The following is a 15682-nucleotide window of genomic DNA, read 5'->3' as shown; positions in this document are numbered from 1 at the left end:
AACAGCGTCCCCTCTCCCCTTGCGGGAGAGGGACAGGGTGAGGGGTCGACGTGACCCCTCACGCTACTTCTCCACCGAAATCAAATCCCCCACCGCCACCCGTCCCGCCTGCGAGACTTTCGCGTAGATCCCGGCGTTGGTGCCGTTTTCCAGCATCACCGTGTGCAGGATCTTGGGGTCGCTGGGCAGGTCGCCTTGCGCGCGGGTGGTCAGCGCGCAGCGGGCGCAATCCTCGGTGCCTTCCAGCACCGCGCCGGATGACGCCTGGATGAGGTGTCCGAGCCAGGGCTGCTCGATGAAACCAACCGTGTCGCCGCAATCCAGCACCATGTTCGGGCGGAACCGCTCCGGCGCGAAATCGCCTTCGGGATAGCTTGCACGCAACCGCTTCAGCGTGGCGCTGGTGAGCAGGTGGCAGGAGGCCATGCGGTAGCGGTGATCGGCCTTGATGCCGTCCCTGCCCTTGAGCTCGACGGCGCGGCCGAGGCGATCGGAGAGCACGCGATCGGCATCCGCGTCGTCGCTCACCAGGTGACCGCCATCGGGAAAGCGGATCTCGACCTTCGGCGCCGCACCAGCGTCGACGATGACCGCATCCCAGGTGATCAGCGGCAGCCAGGCCTTCTTGCCCATCGACGAGCCGACCATGCCGCCGGTCTCGACGTCGCGGATGCCGAACCAGCGGTCCAGGCGCAGGCCGTCCGGCGCGAAATCCAGCGCCTCCATCTTCTGCCCGCGCAGCGACTGGACGGGATAGAGCCAGAGCGCCGAAACCTGCATACGCAACTCCTAAGGCATCAATCTGAGCACGCGGGTCACGCGCAGCTCGCGGTCTTCCAATTCCTTCGAGGTCGGCACGTCGTAGCTGGCGACCTCCACCAAGCCCTGCGCCGGCAGATAGGCGCGGCCGGGGTCGCCCATCAGCACGGTGACGCCGGATCCGGCGAGCCCGCGCAGCCAGGGGATGACGCGGTCGGACATCGGCTTCTCGTAACACACGTCGCCGGCGATCACGACATCCCAGCCTTCGTTGCGGCCGATCAGATCGTGGCGCAACACGTCGACCGCGATGTTGTTCGACGCCGCGTTCAGCAGGATCGCCTCGATCGCGAAGTCGTCGATCTCGTTGGCCTGGACGCGCTCGGCGCCGGCCATCCTTGCGCCGATCGCCGAGAGTCCGCTGCCGGCCGCAAAATCGAGCACGCGCTTGCCCCGGACCCATTGCGGGTGATCGAGCAGGAACCGCGTCACCGCCTGGCCGCCGGGCCAGGCGAAGGCCCAATAGGGCGGCGGCAGGTTGTTGGCTTCGAGCGTCGCCTCGGTCGCTTCCCAGATCGGCGTGATCTCGGTCGCGAGGTTGAGCTTGATCTCCGGCGTCAGCGGCGGGGACGCGAGCGCGGTCTGCGACTGGATGAAGCTGCGCCGTTGTTCCGGCGTGGATGGTGGAACACTCACTGCATCAGCTTGGCGATGACGAGCCCGGCGAGCAGGATCCAGCCGATGAAGCGGTTGCTGTAGAAGGTGTCGCGGCAATTCTTCGCATCGTCGAAATTGCAGGAGACCGTCTGCCAGCCGAGATGCAGCGCGACCCCGATGACGCCGAGCTTCGCCACCCAGCCGAGACCCGCGGTCATCACCACCAGCATCAGCAGCAGGATGGTCGCGATCGCGAAGCCGGTGAGCCAGCTGCGCGTCTTGTCGCCGAAATAGCGCGCGGTGGATTTGACGCCGATGAGCGCGTCGTCTTCCTTGTCCTGGTGGGCATAGATCGTGTCGTAGAACAGGGTCCAGAAGAAGCCGGCGGCGTAGAGCAGCAGCGGCGGCCAGGCGAGATCATTCGTGACCGCCGCATAGCCCATCAGCGCGCCCCAGTTGAAGGTGAGGCCGAGGAAGGCCTGCGGCCACCAGGTGATCCGCTTCATGAAGGGATAGGCGACGACCAGCAGCAGCGAGAGCACGCCGAGCTTGATCGCGAGCGGTTCCAGCTGCAGCAGGATGATGAAGGCGACGGCGAGCTGGAGTGCGAGAAAGACCAGCGCCTGTTTCAGGCTCAGCGCCCCGGAAGCCAGCGGCCTCGTCGCGGTACGCGCGACCTGCCTGTCGAAGTCGCGGTCGACGATGTCGTTGATGGTGCAGCCGGCGCCCCGCATCACCAGCGCGCCGATCGCGAACAGCACCATGACATAGCCGTCGGGCAGCCCGCCCGGCGGGGCCGCGAGCGCCAGCGACCACCAGCCGGGGAACAGCAGCAGCCAGGTGCCGATCGGCCGATCGACCCGGGCGAGGCGGAGATAGGGCCGAATCGCTTCCGGAACGTGCCGGTCGATCCAGTCGCCGGCTTGAATGTCGGTGGCACTGCTCATAATTTGCGGGACCTTAGTGGCTGGGCGGGGAGCCCACAACAACGATGATTCCGAGACTCTATGTCGCGGAGCACCTGCAGAAGAACGCGCGGTTCCAGGCCGACGAGCGCGCCGCGCATTATCTCGTCAACGTGCTGCGCCGGGGCAGCGGCGATCCGGTGCTGCTGTTCAACGGCCGCGACGGCGAATACCGCGGCCGCATCGCCGAGGCCCAGAAGCGACGGCTCACCCTGGAGGCCGTGGAGCAGACCCGCGCCCAGGATTCCGAGCCCGACCTCTGGCTCTGCTTCGCGCCCCTGAAGAAGGATGCGGTGGATTTCCTGGTCGAGAAGGGCACTGAGCTCGGCGTCGCGCGCTTCCAGCCGGTCCTGACCCAGCACAGCGCCAGCAACCGGATCAACCAGAGCCGCCTGACCACGGTCGCGACCGAGGCCGCCGAGCAATCCGAGCGGCTGACCGTGCCCGAGGTCCTGGAGCCGATCAGCCTGGAAGCCCTGCGCACCGGCTGGCCCAAGGACCGGCATCTCCTGGTCTGCGCCGAAGCGGGAGATGCGGCTCCCATCGGCCAGGCGTTATCCGCCCTAACATCCGATGTGAGATTACCTCACAAGTACGCTGTCCTGATTGGTCCTGAGGGAGGATTTCAGGACGATGAGCTTGACCGGCTGAAGAAACTGCCCTTTGTTACGCCCGTCGGGCTGGGGCCTCGCATTTTGCGCGCCGAGACGGCTGCTTTGGCGGCCTTGTCGGCCTTTCAGGCGATCCTCGGCGACGGCGCGAAACGGCCGCCCAGGCCGTAGGGCGCCCCGGCAGCGGGGGTTCGGCAGGCACCGGTTCCGGCGGCTTGCCTGTTAGAATTTTTCCAAACAGGATTTTCCTGGGGAGTACGGCTTGTCGGCACCACCGAAGTCACAGGGCGAGCCCATCACGTCCAAAGCCCAGCTGGTCGAGTATTTCTCGTCGGGCTCGAAGCCGAAATCCGCCTGGCGCATCGGCACCGAGCACGAGAAGTTCGTCTTCGACGCCAAGACCCTGAAACCGATCCCCTATGAGGGCCCGAACGGCATCGGCGCGATCCTGACCGGCCTCACCCGCTTCGGCTGGGAGGCGATCGAGGAGAACGGCAAGGTCATCGCCCTCACCAAGGACGGCTGCAACGTCAGCCTCGAGCCCGGCGGGCAGTTCGAATTGTCGGGCGCGCCGGTGCAGTCGATCCACCAGACCTGCGCCGAGGTGGGCAACCATCTCAGCCAGGTGAAGGCGATCGGCGCGGAGCTCGGCGTCGGCTTCCTCGGCATGGGCTTCCGCCCGAAATGGCCGCGCGAAGACACGCCCTGGATGCCGCGCAACCGCTACCAGATCATGCGCAACTACATGCCGAAGGTGGGCAAGCTTGGCATCGACATGATGACCCGCACCTGCACGGTGCAGGTCAATCTCGATTTCTCCGGCGAAGCCGACATGGTGAAGAAGCTGCGCGTCTCGCTCGCCCTGCAGCCGGTCGCGACTGCCTTGTTCGCGGATTCGCCCTTCACCGAAGGCAAGCCGAACGGCTTCATGAGCTATCGCGCCCATATCTGGACCGACACCGATCCCGGCCGTACCGGGCCGCTGCCCTTCGCCTTCGAGGACGGCATGGGCTTCGAGCGCTATGCCGATTACCTGCTCGATGTGCCGATGTATTTCGTCTATCGCAACGGCCAGTACATCGATGCCAGCGGCCAGTCGTTCCGCGATTTCCTGAACGGCAAGCTGCCGGCATTGCCCGGCGAGACCCCGACCACCGCCGACTGGTCGGATCACGCGACCACGGCCTTCCCGGAAGTGCGCCTCAAGAAGTTCCTGGAGATGCGCGGCGCCGACGGCGGCCCCTGGGACCGGCTCTGCGCCCTGCCCGCGCTCTTCGTCGGGCTGCTCTACGACCAGACCGCGCTCGATGCCGCCTGGGACCTGGTGAAGAACTGGACCGCGGAAGACCGCGCGAACTTGAAGGCCGCGGTGCCGAAACAAGCGCTCAAAGCCAAGTTCGGCAAGGGCACGGTGAAGGATCTCTCGCTGGAAGTGCTGAAGATCGCCCGCGCGGGCCTCAACGCCCGCAAGTCCGGCGACCTCGCCGGTTCCGACGAGAGCGGGTTCCTGAACGTGCTGCAGACCATCGCCGATTCCGGCGAATGCCCGGCCCAGGAGAAGCTGAAGCTGTTCCACGGCAAATGGAACGGCTCGGTCGATCCGGTCTATGCGGAGTTCGCGTATTAGGGGATAATTCGAGCCCGGCTCTCCAGCGGGTTCGAAATGTGCATTCGGCGAAAACTCTGCTTACTGGTCTTGCTGGCGAGCTTTGCCGGCGCGGCGAAGAGCGCGTATGCCTATGACCCTGATGTCGCGCTCGCCCGCGAGCGGAAGCTCTTGGACACATTTCCCGCAATCGGTGAACGGCAAAAGCAGAAGCTCGTTGTCAGATTCAGAAGCGGCGGACAGCGCGTCTTCGAAGACAACCGCAGTGGCTGCGAAATAAACGACTACGATAACTGTACCCGGTATTTTGCTCGGGATTTCGATCCACAGCGCCAAGTACTTCTTGTTGAAAAGTTCCAGCACGAGTGGATTCAGTACGAACTGATCGACATCAACTCTGGAAGCACGATTACACTCAAAACTCTGCCCGAGGCGGCACCGGATAGGCGTGCCTGGGCCATTGTGGACAATGGAATCGGACCGACTTCCGGGGAGGGCACCGGCGACATCCTAATGATCGATCAGATCGACGGTAGCTTCCGGATCGTCGGGCAGATTCATAGACCGATGTGCAAGTTCGATCGATGGAGCAACAACCCAGCCTTCTTCCTGATTTGCGCCAGCTATTCTCGGAGTCCGCTGGAGGGTGAGTTTTACGTAGCGCCCGGGCCGAACGGAACTCTTGAGATCATGCTAACGCCACGACGCGTCGCGGAAACTGAATATCAGTCGATTGGGAGCGAATAGACGGGATTGAAACAGCTCCCGTTCGTAGAAGGCGGACCATCCATATGTGGACGGCCCCCGATCTTGTAAGCTCACTCGTGAATGGTCATCCGGGAAACGGCTACTTGATCGCGATGCCCCAGGGGAGCTCGCCGACCGGGATCGACTTCAGGACCTTCAATGACGCGACGTCGATCACCGAGACGTCGTTGGATTCGCCGTTGGCGCTCAGGAGAGTCTTGCCGTCGGGGGTGAGCGCGAGTTGCCAGACTCTTTGGCCGACCAGCAGGTAGTCCTTCACTTCGTAGCTCTCCATGTCGACCACGGCGATGCGGTTGGCCGGCCCGAGCGCGATGAAGGCGGTCTTGGCGTCGGGGGTCAGCGAGATGCCGACCGGCTGCAAGGTCTCCTTGCGCACACCCTGCACCGCGAACTCGATCTTCTTCAGGATCTTGCGGGTGGCGCTGTCGATCACCGCGACCGTGCCGCCGACCTCGGACGAGACCCAGACCTTCGATCCGTCCGGGGTGAAGGCGGCGAAGCGCGGCCTTGTGTCGACCAGCACATTGTCCTTCACCTCGAGCGTGGCGGTGTCGATGAAATGCGCCATGCTGGTGGTCTCGGAGGTGTTCACCATCCATTTGCCGTCCGGGCTGACCGCCATGCCCTCGGGCTCGGTGCCGACCGCGATCTCGCCGGCGACGTCGCCCGCCTCGACGTCGAGCACCGTCACCATGTTGTTGTCCTCGTTGGCGACGAACAGGGTCTTGCCGTCGGGCGAGAGCACGAAGAGCTCGGGGTCCGGGCCGCTCGGCAAGGTGTGCAGCACCTTCAGCGTCTCGGTGTCGAGCACCTCGATATGGTCGGCGTCGCTGGTGCAGATATAGACGTGCTTGCCGTCCTTGCTCATGGTGATGCCGCGCGGGCGCTCGCCCACCTCGACGGTCGCGGTCACCTCCAGCTTGTCGAGGTCGATGACGCTGACCGTGTTGCCCTTCTCGTTCGAGACATAGGCCGTGAAAGCCGAAGCGGAACCCGGCATCATTGCCCAGGCCGCCGCCACCAAGCCGCTCATCATCCATCCTGCGCGCATCGCCCAACCCCCTCATCCTAAAGGTGGATTTCGCGTTCAACCCGCGATCCATCGGTGCGAGTCACTATGAGCGGCGCACAGCGCGTGGCGCAAATTCCATTAGTCCCGGCCGCTTCGGGACTTTTTCCCGAGGCCTTCGGCGCTGCGGCGTTCTACTCTCGGCCGACATCATTCGAGGACGGACAAGATGCGAAGCCTCGCCCGACTGCAATCGATCCGCGCGCGCCTGATCCTGATCCCGCTGCTGATCCTGCCGGCGATGCTCATCTTCGCCGTGACGATCCTGCTCTCGGGCGCGGGCGAGCGCATCGCCGAAGAGACGCGCTCCGGCATGCAGACCGGCCGCGTGCTGGTCGCCTATTCGCTGCGCACCATCGGCAACACGCCGAATCCCGATGCCGAGATCCGGCACCTGATGGGCAATCTCGCCAATGTGCGGCATGTGCAGTTTGTCTATCTGCCGAGCGCCGACGTCAGCGGCGCGCCGCCGCTGCTGCACGCCGAGCCGCCGCGCATCGAGGCGCCGGACTGGTTCGTCGATCTCTTCGAGAGCGACCGGCCGGTCGAGACCTATCCGGTCACCATCCAGGGCGCCCGGCGCGGCGAGGTGATCGTGGTCGGCAATCCCCTGGACGAGATCGGCGAGGTCTGGTCGGAGCTCGTGTTCCTGGTCGGCCTGCTGGCCGGCGCCTCGCTGCTGATCCTCATCGCCTTGCTCTGGACCGCGCAGCTGGTGGCGCGGCCGATTCAGGCGCTGAGCTTCGGCATCGATCGCCTCGGCCGCGGCGAGTTCGCGCCGGTCGGCCGCTTCCGCGTCTCCGAGCTGCAGCGGATCGGCGAGAAGTTCAACGCCCTGGCGCAGTCGCTCGACCGGGCGCAGCGCGACAACCGGTTGCTGATCGGCAAGCTGATCGCGGTGCAGGAATCCGAGCGGCGCGAGATCGCCCGCGAGCTGCACGACGATTTCGGCGCGACCCTGTTCGGCATCCGCACCGAGCTCGCCCTGATCCGCGACACCGGCGATCCCAAGGCGATCCGCCAGCACAGCGCGACCATGTCCGGCATGATCGACGACATCCAGAAGCAGAACTACCGGATGCTGGACCGGCTGCGCCCGGGCTCATTGGCACATGCAAGGCTGAGCGAATCGATCGGCGACCTGATCGATGCCTGGGCCGAGCGGCATCGCGGGGTCACCTGGCTCTTGAACATCGAGGAGGAGATCGACGGGGCCGGCGAAGAAGCCACGCTCACCGTCTATCGCATGGTGCAGGAAGGCCTGGTCAACGCGCTTCGCCATGCCCGGGCGGAGACCGTCGAGGTCTCTCTGGCGCTGCAGGCCGGCGATCTCATTGTCTCGATCCGCGACGACGGCGCCGGATTGCCGGCGGATTTCCGCATGGGCTTCGGCCTGCTCGGCATGGGCGAGCGGGTGCGCCGGCTGGGCGGAAATCTCTCGGTCGGGAACGGCGCCGACGGCGGCACGCTCATTGAAGCGGTCATTCCCTGGCTGGCGCCGCCGGCGGACGCGCAACAGCGCGGCACGCCGGCCTTCGCGGTGGCGCATGCCTGAGCTGACGCGCATCCTTCTGATCGAGGACCATCCGCTGATCCGCGCCGGCGTGCGGCGGCTGCTGGCCCAGCGCAAGAGCTTCGAGCTGCTGGAAGCCGAGCGTGGCCAGGCGGGGCTCGCGCTCAACCAGCGGCATCGGCCGGGCGTGGTCCTGCTCGATCTCGATCTGCCGGATGGGAACGGGCTCGACCTGATGCCGCAGCTCAGTGCCGACAATGCCGCCGCGCGCATCATCATCCTCAGCATGTATGGCGATTCCGGCCGCGTCTCGCGCGCGATGGCCAAGGGCGCCAAGGGCTACGTCACCAAGAACGACGACCCGACGGCGATCCTGGCCGCGATCGACAAGGTGCTGGCGGGCGAAACCTATCTCGGCCAGAACGTGGCCCAGGCGCTGGCGATGACCCGGCTGCAGCCGGACACGCCCGAGCTCGGCGAGCGCGACAAGGCGATCCTCGACGGCTTGGGCGACGGCAAGAGCCTGGCGGAGATCGCCGGCGAGCTTGGCGTCACCTATAAGACCGTCGCCAATGCCGCGGCGCTGCTGAAGAGCAAGCTCAGGATCCGCACCAGCGCGGCGCTGGTGAAATTCGCGGTCGAGCGGAAGTCGGCTTAGGCCGGCTCGCATCGCGGCTGCGGCACCCCCACCCAACCCTCCCCCGAAGTCGGGGGAGGGAGAAGCAAGCGCGGCGCAAAGCCCTCCCCCATCTTTGGGGGAGGGTTGGGTGGGGGTGCCGCGTGAAGATTGTCGCGTCAGCTGCGCAGCAGGTCCGCCATCGGCTTTGCGGCGGCGCTTTGCGGAAACACCACGCGGTCGAGGGCCTCCGGCGGCAGTCCCAGATGCGCCTGCAGCACCGCCTTGGCGACGCTGCGGAAATCCGTGGTCGGGGCGAGGTCGCGGTCCTGGTAGAGCCGCCCCGAATCCAGGCCCGGCCAGTTGGCGATCACGCGCTTGCCGGCGACGGCGCCGCCGGCCAGGAAGAGCGCGGTCGCCGTGCCGTGGTCGGTCCCGTTGCTGCCGTTGGGGCGCGCGGTGCGGCCGAACTCGGTCGCGGTCATCACCACGGTCTTCGCCCAGACCGGGCCGAGCGACTGCTTCAGCGCCGCCAGCGCATCATTCATCTGCGCCAGCGCCTGGGCCATGCGGCCGTTCTGATTGGTATGTGTGTCCCAGCCCTGCAATTCCAGCACAGCGATGCGCGGGCCGTTGGGCTGCGCCAGCAGCTTGCCGCCGGATTCCGCGAGGATGCGCGCCGCGTTGCCGGGGCGGAAGGAAGCCATGCCGGCGGTGCTGCCGACCGCGGCCTGCGCCAACCGGTCGGCATCGATCGCCTGGCGCAGCACGGTCTGCAAAGCCGGCTGCTTGGCATACATCGCCTGCACCAGGTTGAGGAAATCCGGCGCCGCCGAAGGCAGCTTGTCCGGTGCCCAGGAGGCAACCGCCGTCTCGCCGCGCAGAGCAAGCGGCACTTCAGGACCCAAGGCGAGGCCGAGGCGACGGTCGTCGCCGCCCATCAAGCCAATCGCGCGGTTCAGCCAGCCGGAATTGCCGGCATGCGGTTGCGCGCTGCCGTTCTCCAGCAAGTCCTGGCCGTCGAAATGCGAGCGCTCTCGATAGGGCGTCGCCACCGCATGCACGACCAGCATCTCGCCTTGGTCGTACCAGGATTTCAACGCAGCGAGCTTCGGGTGCAGGCCGAACTTGCCGTCGAGATCGAGCAGGCCTTTCGCGCCGCCGTCGTCGGCCAGCGCCAGATTGCCTCGCAGCGCTTTGTAATGCGGATCGGCATAGGGCGGCACCGCGTGCAGGCCGTCCATCGCGCCACGCTGGATCGCCAGCACGAAACGCGCGTCGGTCGGCGCATCGGCCAGTGCCAGCCGCGCCGGCAACGCGCCCAACACCGCGAGCGAGCCGGTCAAGGAGAGCAAGTGGCGGCGGTTCAGCATCATTACCTCCGCAAGAACTCGGGACTGACCAGCAGCAGCGCCACCGCATCGCTCCGGCTCGGCGCACGCTGGATCGAGAGCTTCGATTCCGTCGAGAGCGATGCGCCGACGCTCTGGTCGGCGAGCTGCAGAGGATCGCTCTCGCTCTTGCTGCGCCCGACGGCTTCGGCGTAGTCGACCCGCGCCAGCAGGGATTCCGGTGCGAGCCAAGAGGAGGAATCATCCGGCCAACCGGCCGGCGAAGGGGCGAAATAGAGCCGCTGGCCGAGCTGGTTCAGCGCCTGCACCGCGCGGCTGGCGCGATCCGGCGTATCGGCGGCGAAGGCGCGAAAGATCGCGACCACCCAGTCATAGGGCGAGCGGTATTTGCCCTCCCCGCTCCAGGCCGCGTCGAGGTCGATGAGGCGCGCGTAGACCGCGGTGAGATCGCCGTCGGTCTTCGCGAAGGTGTCCGCCAGGGCCGCCACCGCTTCCGGCGGCGGTGCATCGGCGATGAAATGCCGCGCCAGCTTGGTCGCGATGAAGCGCGCGGTCGCCGGGTGGCGCGCGAGATCCTCCAGCGCCGCGTCGGCTTCGTTCTCGGCGGTGTCGCGATAGGTCCGGCCGAGCAGCGACTTCTCGCCCGGTTCGTGGATCGCCGGGATGAAGACGGCGCTGCCGCGGGTCGCGGCGATGGCGCGCTGCGGCTGGTTGGGCCGGCGGATGGTCCAGCCGGTCAGGACCTTCGCCAGCTCGGTCACGTCGGCCTGGCTGTAGCCGCCATCGACGCCGAGCGTGTGCAGCTCCATCAGCTCGCGGGCGAGGTTCTCGTTCAAGCCCTTGTCGCGGCGCTGCCCGGCGCGCGAGTTTGGGCCGATCGAGATCGCGTTGTCGAGATAGAGCAGCATCGCGGGATGCAAAGTCGCCGCCTTCAAGAGATCGACGAAGCGGCCGAAGAGATGCGGCCGGATCGCCTCGACCTCATAGGGCCCGATCAGCCCGGCGGCGACCGGCCGCGCGCCGGAGACGGTGAAATGGTTGGACCAGAAGGCGGTCAGCCGCTCGACCAGCGGGGTCTGCGCGGTGATCGCCGCCTGCAGACGCGCGGCGCTGTCCTGCGGAAGCTGATCGCGCGCGGCCTTGAGCACCGCCTGCGCGAGCTTCTTCTGCACCTCGGCGGGATCCCCCATCAGGGTCGGCAGGGTCGCGAGCCGCGCTTCGGTCCCGGGGAGTGCAGCGATCGGCGCCGGCACGGCGTGGCCGGGATCGAGCTGCGCTTTCAGCCAGCCGCGCGGGTCACCGACGATCGCCTTGAGCTCGCCGGGCCGGGCACCCAGTCCGAAGCGGTTGGCGGCGAGCAGTGCGGCGGTCATCGGACGACCTCGTGGCTAGACGATCACTCCGGCGCATCACCCGGCGGCGACGGCGGCCCGTCGGGACCGTCGCCGCTCTTGGAACCCCAGCGCTTCGACCACTTCTCGACCAGCTGCTTGCGCTGCTCGGCCGGGATCTGCGGCAGGATCTCGCGAATGGTCTGGTGCGCGATGCTGCCCATGCCGCTCATCGCCTGCTGGAAATCGCCGAAGGCCTGGTCGAACGCGGCGGGATCGAAGGGATCGGCTTCCGCGGCCGCCGCCAGCTTGTCGCGCGCGGCCTTGATCTCTTTGCGCTGCGCCTGGAACTGCGGCTTCGCGGCCTCGAACTTCTCTTTGATCATCGGCCGGAGATCCTCCGGCACGCCGGCGATCATCGCTTCCATGCCGCGGCGCGGTCCGTCGGGACCGCCGGGGCCGAAGAAGCCCGGGCCATAGATCCGATGGCCGGCGATGAGCCCAACCCCGAACAGGTTGACGCAAAGCGAGACGGCGGCGACGCCGATCAGCCACTTCGCCTTCGAGCCGGAGATCGTCATTGCAGGTCTCCGGAAAGGCCGCTGTCGTCGTAGGCAAGTGCCACCAGGTCCACCGTGCTGCCGCTGTCGGTGGCGGCGACGCTCGTCGTCGTGCTGCTGTCAGGCACCAGGCCGCTGGCACCCATGAAGATGCCGATCGCCAGCGAAGCCACCGCGGCCAGCGAGCTCAGCTCCAGCAGGCGCCAGCCGCGCGGGTCCAAGGCCGCGAACCAGCCGCTGCGCTTCGGCGCGAGATTCTCCTGGGTCGCCTGCACCAGGATGCGCTGGCGCAAGGCGAGGCTGGCCGGCTCGGGCGCCATTGCAGCCCGGAGTTCGGCCTCGAATTTCTCTTCATCCATTCGCATGGTCATTCCTCTCCATCCCCGGCGAGCCGCCCCCGCAGCTCGCGCTTCGCCCGTACCAGGAGCGATTCGAATGCTTTCACCGATATTTCCATCGTCTCCGCCGCCTGGGCATTGCTCATCCCGGCGGTGTAGCTCAAGGCGATCGCCGTCCGCTGCCGCTCCGGCAGGTCGGCCACCGCCGCCTGGATCTTCGCGTTGCGCTGCCGCGTTTCGATGTCCTCGTAGGCGTCCGGCCGGTCGTCGCTCTGCTCGGCCACGTTGTCGAGCGCGGCGTTGACGGGCTTGCGCTTCAGGTCGAGGCAGCGGTTCACCACGACGCGGTAGAGCCAGGTCGAGAACTGCGCGCGGCCGGGCTGCCATTGCCCCGCCTTCTGCCAGACCTTCAGGAACGCATCCTGGACCACGTCCTCGGCGTCGCTCTTGTTGCCGAGTACGCGACGGGCCAGCGCGAAGGCGCGGTCGATATGGCGGTCCATCAGCTGCGAAAACGCGCGGCGGTCGCCCTCGGCAATCTGCGAGAGCAAGCCGTCGTCGTTGTTTTCCGCCGTGAACTCGCGCGGCGGGCGCTCGGCCAGATCCATTCTCGGCATCACTGCAACAGAATTGTCGAACACTGCATGACTCCGATTATGACCCGAGCACCCGCCATCGCGCACGTCAAGCTTCATCAACTCCCAGCGACCGCAAGCTTACGGAGTCGGCGCCTGATCGTCGGCCGGCGGCATATCGCCCTGCGGCTTCTGCATCTCGTCCTTCTCGATGATGCCGTCGCCGTTCTTGTCCATCCGCTGGAACATCTGCTCGCCGGCGGCCTGGAACTCGGCCTTGGTCACCTTGCCGTCGTTGTCCGCGTCCATGCGGTCGAACATCCTGCCGCCGAACTTCGCCCAGTGACGCTGCGGCATCTCACTCTCGGCGATCTTGCCGTCGCTGTTCTCGTCGAGCTTCCCGAACATCTTCGAACCCTCGGCGTCGAACTCGGCCTTGGAAATCTTGCCGTCCTTGTCGGCATCGACGCGCTCCAGGATGCGCTGCGAGAAGTCGCCGTGCTTCTTGTTCGCGTCCGGCTTGTCGGCCTGGTCGCCGTGCTTCTTCGCCCATTCGGCGTGCATCTTGTCGCCGAAGGCCTTGAGCTCGTCCGCGCTGACGTAGCCGTCCTTGCTGGTGTCGAGATCGGCGAACCACTTGTCGCGGCTCTGCTGGAACTCGGTCTGGTCGATCACGCCGTCCTTGTTGAGGTCGGCGGACTTCAGGAAGCCGCCCGGACCCTTCCCACCGTCGGCGAAAGCCGCCGTGGCGAGCGTGGTCGCGGCAACAGTCAGCAGGGCTAAACGCTTGATATTCATCGTATTTCCTTGTGCCGGGGGCTCCATTGCGGCCCCGATGCAAGTAGTACGACAGCTGAAAAGAATCCCTGCGGCCGGATTCCGATCACGAATTTCGTTGGGGTGTGGGGTGCGGCGAAGCGACCTAGGCCGCGAGGCCGCCGCGGCCCATGGCCAGGAACTTCTCGCGGCGCTCGCGGCGGACGGTGTCGCCGTCCATGTTGTCGAAGCGCCCGAGCGCCGCGGCGAGCGAGTCACCCAGGCGCTCGATCGTCTCCTGCTTGGCACGGTGCGCGCCGCCCAGGGGCTCGGCCACGATCTCGTCGATGATGCCGAGCTGCTTCAAGTCTTCCGCGGTCAATTTCAAGGCTTCAGCCGCGACCTCTTTCTGATCGCCGCTGCGCCAGAGAATGGAGGCGCAGCCTTCCGGCGAGATCACCGAGTAGACCGAATGCTCCAGCATGATCACGTGATTGCCGGCGGCGAGCGCAATGGCACCGCCGGATCCGCCTTCGCCGATGATCGCCGAGACCAGCGGCACCCCGATCTTCAGGCAAGTCTCGATGCCGCGCGCGATCGCCTCGGCCTGGCCGCGGGATTCTGCTTCGATGCCGGGATGGGCACCCGGCGTGTCGACCAGGGTGATCACCGGCAGCTTGAAGCGGTCGGCGAGTTCCATCAGGCGGATGGCCTTGCGATAGCCTTCGGGCTTGGCCATGCCGAAGCTGTGGCGGACGCGGCCGGAAGTGTCGTTGCCCTTCTCATGGCCAATGACCGCGACCGGCCTGCCCCTGAAGCGGCCGATCCCGCCCATGATCGCCTTGTCGTCGGCGAAGGCGCGGTCGCCGGCCAGCGGCACATAGTCGGTGACGAGACCGGCGACATAGTCACCGAAATGCGGCCGATCGAGATGCCGCGCGACCAGGGTCTTCTGCCAGGGCGTCAGCTTGGCATAGGTCTGCTTGGTGAGCTTCTCGACCTTGGCCTGGAGCTTCGCCACTTCCTCGGCGATGTTGACCTCGTCGCCTTGGGCAAGATGCTTCAACTCGGCGATCTTGCCTTCAAGCTCGGCGATCGGTTTTTCAAAGTCGAGGAAAGTGGCCATGCCCGTCTTCTAGATTGGGTCCGTTCAGAAGTTTAAGCGGCGGCGGCGATCTGCCTGGCCTTGGCGACCAGGACTTCCGCCTGCCGGATCGAAGCGAGATCGATCAGGCGCCCGTCGAGCGAGACCGCGCCCTTGCCGTCTTTCTGGGCCTGGGCCATCGCCTCGAGGATCCGGTGCGCCTTGTTCACCTCGGCATCGGAGGGCGTGAAGAGCTCGTTGGCGAGCGCCACCTGCGACGGATGGATCGCCCACTTGCCCTCGCAGCCGAGCACGCCGGCGCGGTTGCCGCCGGCCTTGTAGCCGTCGGGATCGGAGAAATCGCCGAACGGACCGTCGATCGGCCGCAGACCGTTGGCGCGCGCCGCGACCACCATGCGGGCGACGGCATAATGCCACATGTCGCCCCAATGCACGTCGCGCTCACCCGACTCGTCCTTGTCGGTGAGCACGGCATAGTTCGGGTTGGCGCCGCCGATATTGGTGGTGCGCGCCTTGGTCGAGGCCGCGTAGTCGGCGACGCCGAAGTGGAGACTCTCGTTGCGCTTCGAGGCGGCCGCGATCTCGTGCACGTTCTGCATGCCGAGCGCGGTCTCGATGATCATCTCGAAGCCGATCTTCTTCTTGCGGCCGACCGCGGCCTCGCATTGCGTGACCAGCATGTCGGTCGCATAGACATCGGCCGCGGTGCCGACCTTCGGGATCATGATCAGGTCGAGGCGCTCGCCGCCCTGCTCGATGACGTCGACCACATCGCGATACATGAAATGGGTGTCGAGCCCGTTGATCCGGACCGACATCACCTTGGCTCCCCAGTCGATATCACGGAGCGCCGCGATGACGTTCTTCCGGGCCTGCGGCTTATCGTCCGGGGCGACTGCATCCTCGAGGTCGAGGAAAATCACATCCGCCGCCGATTTGGCGGCCTTTTCAAAGAGTTGCGGCTGGCTGCCGGGCACCGCCAATTCGCTGCGGTTGAGGCGCGCCGGTGCCTGGTCGACGATCTTGAAGCTCATCCTGGCCCTGCTCCTAGTCCCTTGCGGACTCTTTCCTAATGAATGCTGGAAGATGCCGCGGGGGCTC

General features: G+C 66.4%; 17 protein-coding genes. 5 read left to right on the top strand and 12 right to left on the bottom strand.

Going from position 1 to position 15682, the window contains the following annotated elements:
* Window positions 1-63: 63 nt before the first annotated feature.
* The 3 genes from ACH2CY_RS05090 to ubiA are packed head-to-tail and all read right to left on the bottom strand — an operon-like array spanning window position 64 to window position 2363.
* Complete coding sequence (locus ACH2CY_RS05090; protein ID WP_395016663.1) at window positions 64-780, bottom strand: MOSC domain-containing protein; 717 nt, start codon at window positions 778-780, stop codon at window positions 64-66.
* A gap of 9 nt (window positions 781-789) precedes the next feature.
* Window positions 790-1455, bottom strand: coding sequence for a class I SAM-dependent methyltransferase (locus ACH2CY_RS05085; RefSeq protein WP_395016661.1), 666 nt, complete (start codon window positions 1453-1455; stop codon window positions 790-792).
* The gene (ubiA, locus tag ACH2CY_RS05080) at window positions 1452-2363 is read right to left on the bottom strand and encodes a 4-hydroxybenzoate octaprenyltransferase (protein ID WP_395016659.1); all 912 of its coding nucleotides are present in this window, start codon (window positions 2361-2363) and stop codon (window positions 1452-1454) included. The genes ACH2CY_RS05085 and ubiA overlap by 4 nt, the downstream gene beginning before the upstream one ends.
* Before the next feature lie 44 nt (window positions 2364-2407).
* Between ubiA and ACH2CY_RS05075 the strand changes: the two genes are divergently transcribed.
* The 3 genes from ACH2CY_RS05075 to ACH2CY_RS05065 all read left to right on the top strand — a co-directional run bounded on the left by ACH2CY_RS05075 (window position 2408) and on the right by ACH2CY_RS05065 (window position 5345).
* Window positions 2408-3163, top strand: a complete 756-nt coding sequence (locus ACH2CY_RS05075; protein WP_395016658.1) for a 16S rRNA (uracil(1498)-N(3))-methyltransferase — start codon at window positions 2408-2410, stop codon at window positions 3161-3163.
* A 91-nt stretch (window positions 3164-3254) separates the two neighbouring features.
* Window positions 3255-4619, top strand: a complete 1365-nt coding sequence (locus ACH2CY_RS05070) for a glutamate--cysteine ligase (protein ID WP_395016655.1) — start codon at window positions 3255-3257, stop codon at window positions 4617-4619.
* Between the two features lie 36 nt (window positions 4620-4655).
* The gene (locus tag ACH2CY_RS05065; RefSeq protein ID WP_395016653.1) at window positions 4656-5345 is read left to right on the top strand and encodes a hypothetical protein; all 690 of its coding nucleotides are present in this window, start codon (window positions 4656-4658) and stop codon (window positions 5343-5345) included.
* 100 nt (window positions 5346-5445) lie between these two features.
* Here ACH2CY_RS05065 and ACH2CY_RS05060 read toward each other — a convergent pair whose 3' ends face one another.
* Entirely contained in the window at window positions 5446-6399 is a 954-nt protein-coding gene (locus ACH2CY_RS05060) for a YVTN family beta-propeller repeat protein (protein ID WP_395016650.1), read from the bottom strand.
* 205 nt (window positions 6400-6604) lie between these two features.
* Between ACH2CY_RS05060 and ACH2CY_RS05055 the strand changes: the two genes are divergently transcribed.
* Window positions 6605-7990: a histidine kinase gene (locus ACH2CY_RS05055; RefSeq protein WP_395016648.1), complete on the top strand. Its 1386-nt coding sequence runs from the start codon at window positions 6605-6607 to the stop codon at window positions 7988-7990.
* On the top strand, window positions 7983-8606 hold the full coding sequence (locus ACH2CY_RS05050; RefSeq protein ID WP_395016647.1) for a response regulator: 624 nt from the start codon (window positions 7983-7985) through the stop codon (window positions 8604-8606). The genes ACH2CY_RS05055 and ACH2CY_RS05050 overlap by 8 nt, the downstream gene beginning before the upstream one ends.
* Before the next feature lie 137 nt (window positions 8607-8743).
* Here ACH2CY_RS05050 and ACH2CY_RS05045 read toward each other — a convergent pair whose 3' ends face one another.
* The 8 genes from ACH2CY_RS05045 to ACH2CY_RS05010 form a co-directional block, all read right to left on the bottom strand.
* Window positions 8744-9937, bottom strand: a complete 1194-nt coding sequence (locus tag ACH2CY_RS05045; RefSeq protein ID WP_395016646.1) for a DUF1501 domain-containing protein — start codon at window positions 9935-9937, stop codon at window positions 8744-8746.
* 2 nt (window positions 9938-9939) lie between these two features.
* Window positions 9940-11289, bottom strand: a complete 1350-nt coding sequence (locus ACH2CY_RS05040; RefSeq protein ID WP_395016643.1) for a DUF1800 family protein — start codon at window positions 11287-11289, stop codon at window positions 9940-9942.
* 23 nt (window positions 11290-11312) lie between these two features.
* Window positions 11313-11828 (bottom strand): periplasmic heavy metal sensor, encoded by a 516-nt coding sequence (locus ACH2CY_RS05035; RefSeq protein WP_395016641.1) that lies wholly within the window; start codon window positions 11826-11828, stop codon window positions 11313-11315.
* A complete protein-coding gene (locus ACH2CY_RS05030) occupies window positions 11825-12178 on the bottom strand; it encodes a hypothetical protein (RefSeq protein ID WP_395016639.1) in 354 nt (117 codons plus the stop codon). Before ACH2CY_RS05030 ends, ACH2CY_RS05035 begins: the two co-directional genes overlap by 4 nt.
* Window positions 12175-12753 (bottom strand): RNA polymerase sigma factor, encoded by a 579-nt coding sequence (locus ACH2CY_RS05025; protein ID WP_395016637.1) that lies wholly within the window; start codon window positions 12751-12753, stop codon window positions 12175-12177. The genes ACH2CY_RS05030 and ACH2CY_RS05025 overlap by 4 nt, the downstream gene beginning before the upstream one ends.
* A 108-nt stretch (window positions 12754-12861) precedes the next feature.
* The gene (locus ACH2CY_RS05020; protein WP_395016635.1) at window positions 12862-13518 is read right to left on the bottom strand and encodes a hypothetical protein; all 657 of its coding nucleotides are present in this window, start codon (window positions 13516-13518) and stop codon (window positions 12862-12864) included.
* A gap of 124 nt (window positions 13519-13642) precedes the next feature.
* On the bottom strand, window positions 13643-14602 hold the full coding sequence (locus tag ACH2CY_RS05015) for an acetyl-CoA carboxylase carboxyltransferase subunit alpha (protein WP_395016632.1): 960 nt from the start codon (window positions 14600-14602) through the stop codon (window positions 13643-13645).
* A 32-nt stretch (window positions 14603-14634) separates the two neighbouring features.
* Entirely contained in the window at window positions 14635-15615 is a 981-nt protein-coding gene (locus ACH2CY_RS05010) for an HpcH/HpaI aldolase/citrate lyase family protein (RefSeq protein ID WP_395016630.1), read from the bottom strand.
* Window positions 15616-15682 lie beyond the last annotated feature (67 nt).

It is taken from the genome of Dongia sp., from assembly GCF_041905885.1.
In the GTDB taxonomy this organism is placed as follows: Bacteria; Pseudomonadota; Alphaproteobacteria; order Dongiales; family Dongiaceae; genus Dongia.
Note: the sequence above shows the minus strand (reverse complement) of the source record. Positions and strands in the feature narration are given on the sequence as shown.

Coding starts and splice junctions, on each gene's coding strand:
- ACH2CY_RS05090 (WP_395016663.1), bottom strand. CDS start 780: ATGCAGGTTTCGGCGCTCTGGCTCTATCCCGTCCAGTCGCTGCGCGGG.
- ubiA (WP_395016659.1), bottom strand. CDS start 2,363: ATGAGCAGTGCCACCGACATTCAAGCCGGCGACTGGATCGACCGGCAC.
- ACH2CY_RS05075 (WP_395016658.1), top strand. CDS start 2,408: ATGATTCCGAGACTCTATGTCGCGGAGCACCTGCAGAAGAACGCGCGG.
- ACH2CY_RS05065 (WP_395016653.1), top strand. CDS start 4,656: ATGTGCATTCGGCGAAAACTCTGCTTACTGGTCTTGCTGGCGAGCTTT.
- ACH2CY_RS05060 (WP_395016650.1), bottom strand. CDS start 6,399: ATGAGCGGCTTGGTGGCGGCGGCCTGGGCAATGATGCCGGGTTCCGCT.
- ACH2CY_RS05055 (WP_395016648.1), top strand. CDS start 6,605: ATGCGAAGCCTCGCCCGACTGCAATCGATCCGCGCGCGCCTGATCCTG.
- ACH2CY_RS05050 (WP_395016647.1), top strand. CDS start 7,983: ATGCCTGAGCTGACGCGCATCCTTCTGATCGAGGACCATCCGCTGATC.
- ACH2CY_RS05045 (WP_395016646.1), bottom strand. CDS start 9,937: ATGCTGAACCGCCGCCACTTGCTCTCCTTGACCGGCTCGCTCGCGGTG.
- ACH2CY_RS05040 (WP_395016643.1), bottom strand. CDS start 11,289: ATGACCGCCGCACTGCTCGCCGCCAACCGCTTCGGACTGGGTGCCCGG.
- ACH2CY_RS05035 (WP_395016641.1), bottom strand. CDS start 11,828: ATGACGATCTCCGGCTCGAAGGCGAAGTGGCTGATCGGCGTCGCCGCC.
- ACH2CY_RS05030 (WP_395016639.1), bottom strand. CDS start 12,178: ATGACCATGCGAATGGATGAAGAGAAATTCGAGGCCGAACTCCGGGCT.
- ACH2CY_RS05025 (WP_395016637.1), bottom strand. CDS start 12,753: ATGGATCTGGCCGAGCGCCCGCCGCGCGAGTTCACGGCGGAAAACAAC.
- ACH2CY_RS05020 (WP_395016635.1), bottom strand. CDS start 13,518: ATGAATATCAAGCGTTTAGCCCTGCTGACTGTTGCCGCGACCACGCTC.
- ACH2CY_RS05015 (WP_395016632.1), bottom strand. CDS start 14,602: ATGGCCACTTTCCTCGACTTTGAAAAACCGATCGCCGAGCTTGAAGGC.
- ACH2CY_RS05010 (WP_395016630.1), bottom strand. CDS start 15,615: ATGAGCTTCAAGATCGTCGACCAGGCACCGGCGCGCCTCAACCGCAGC.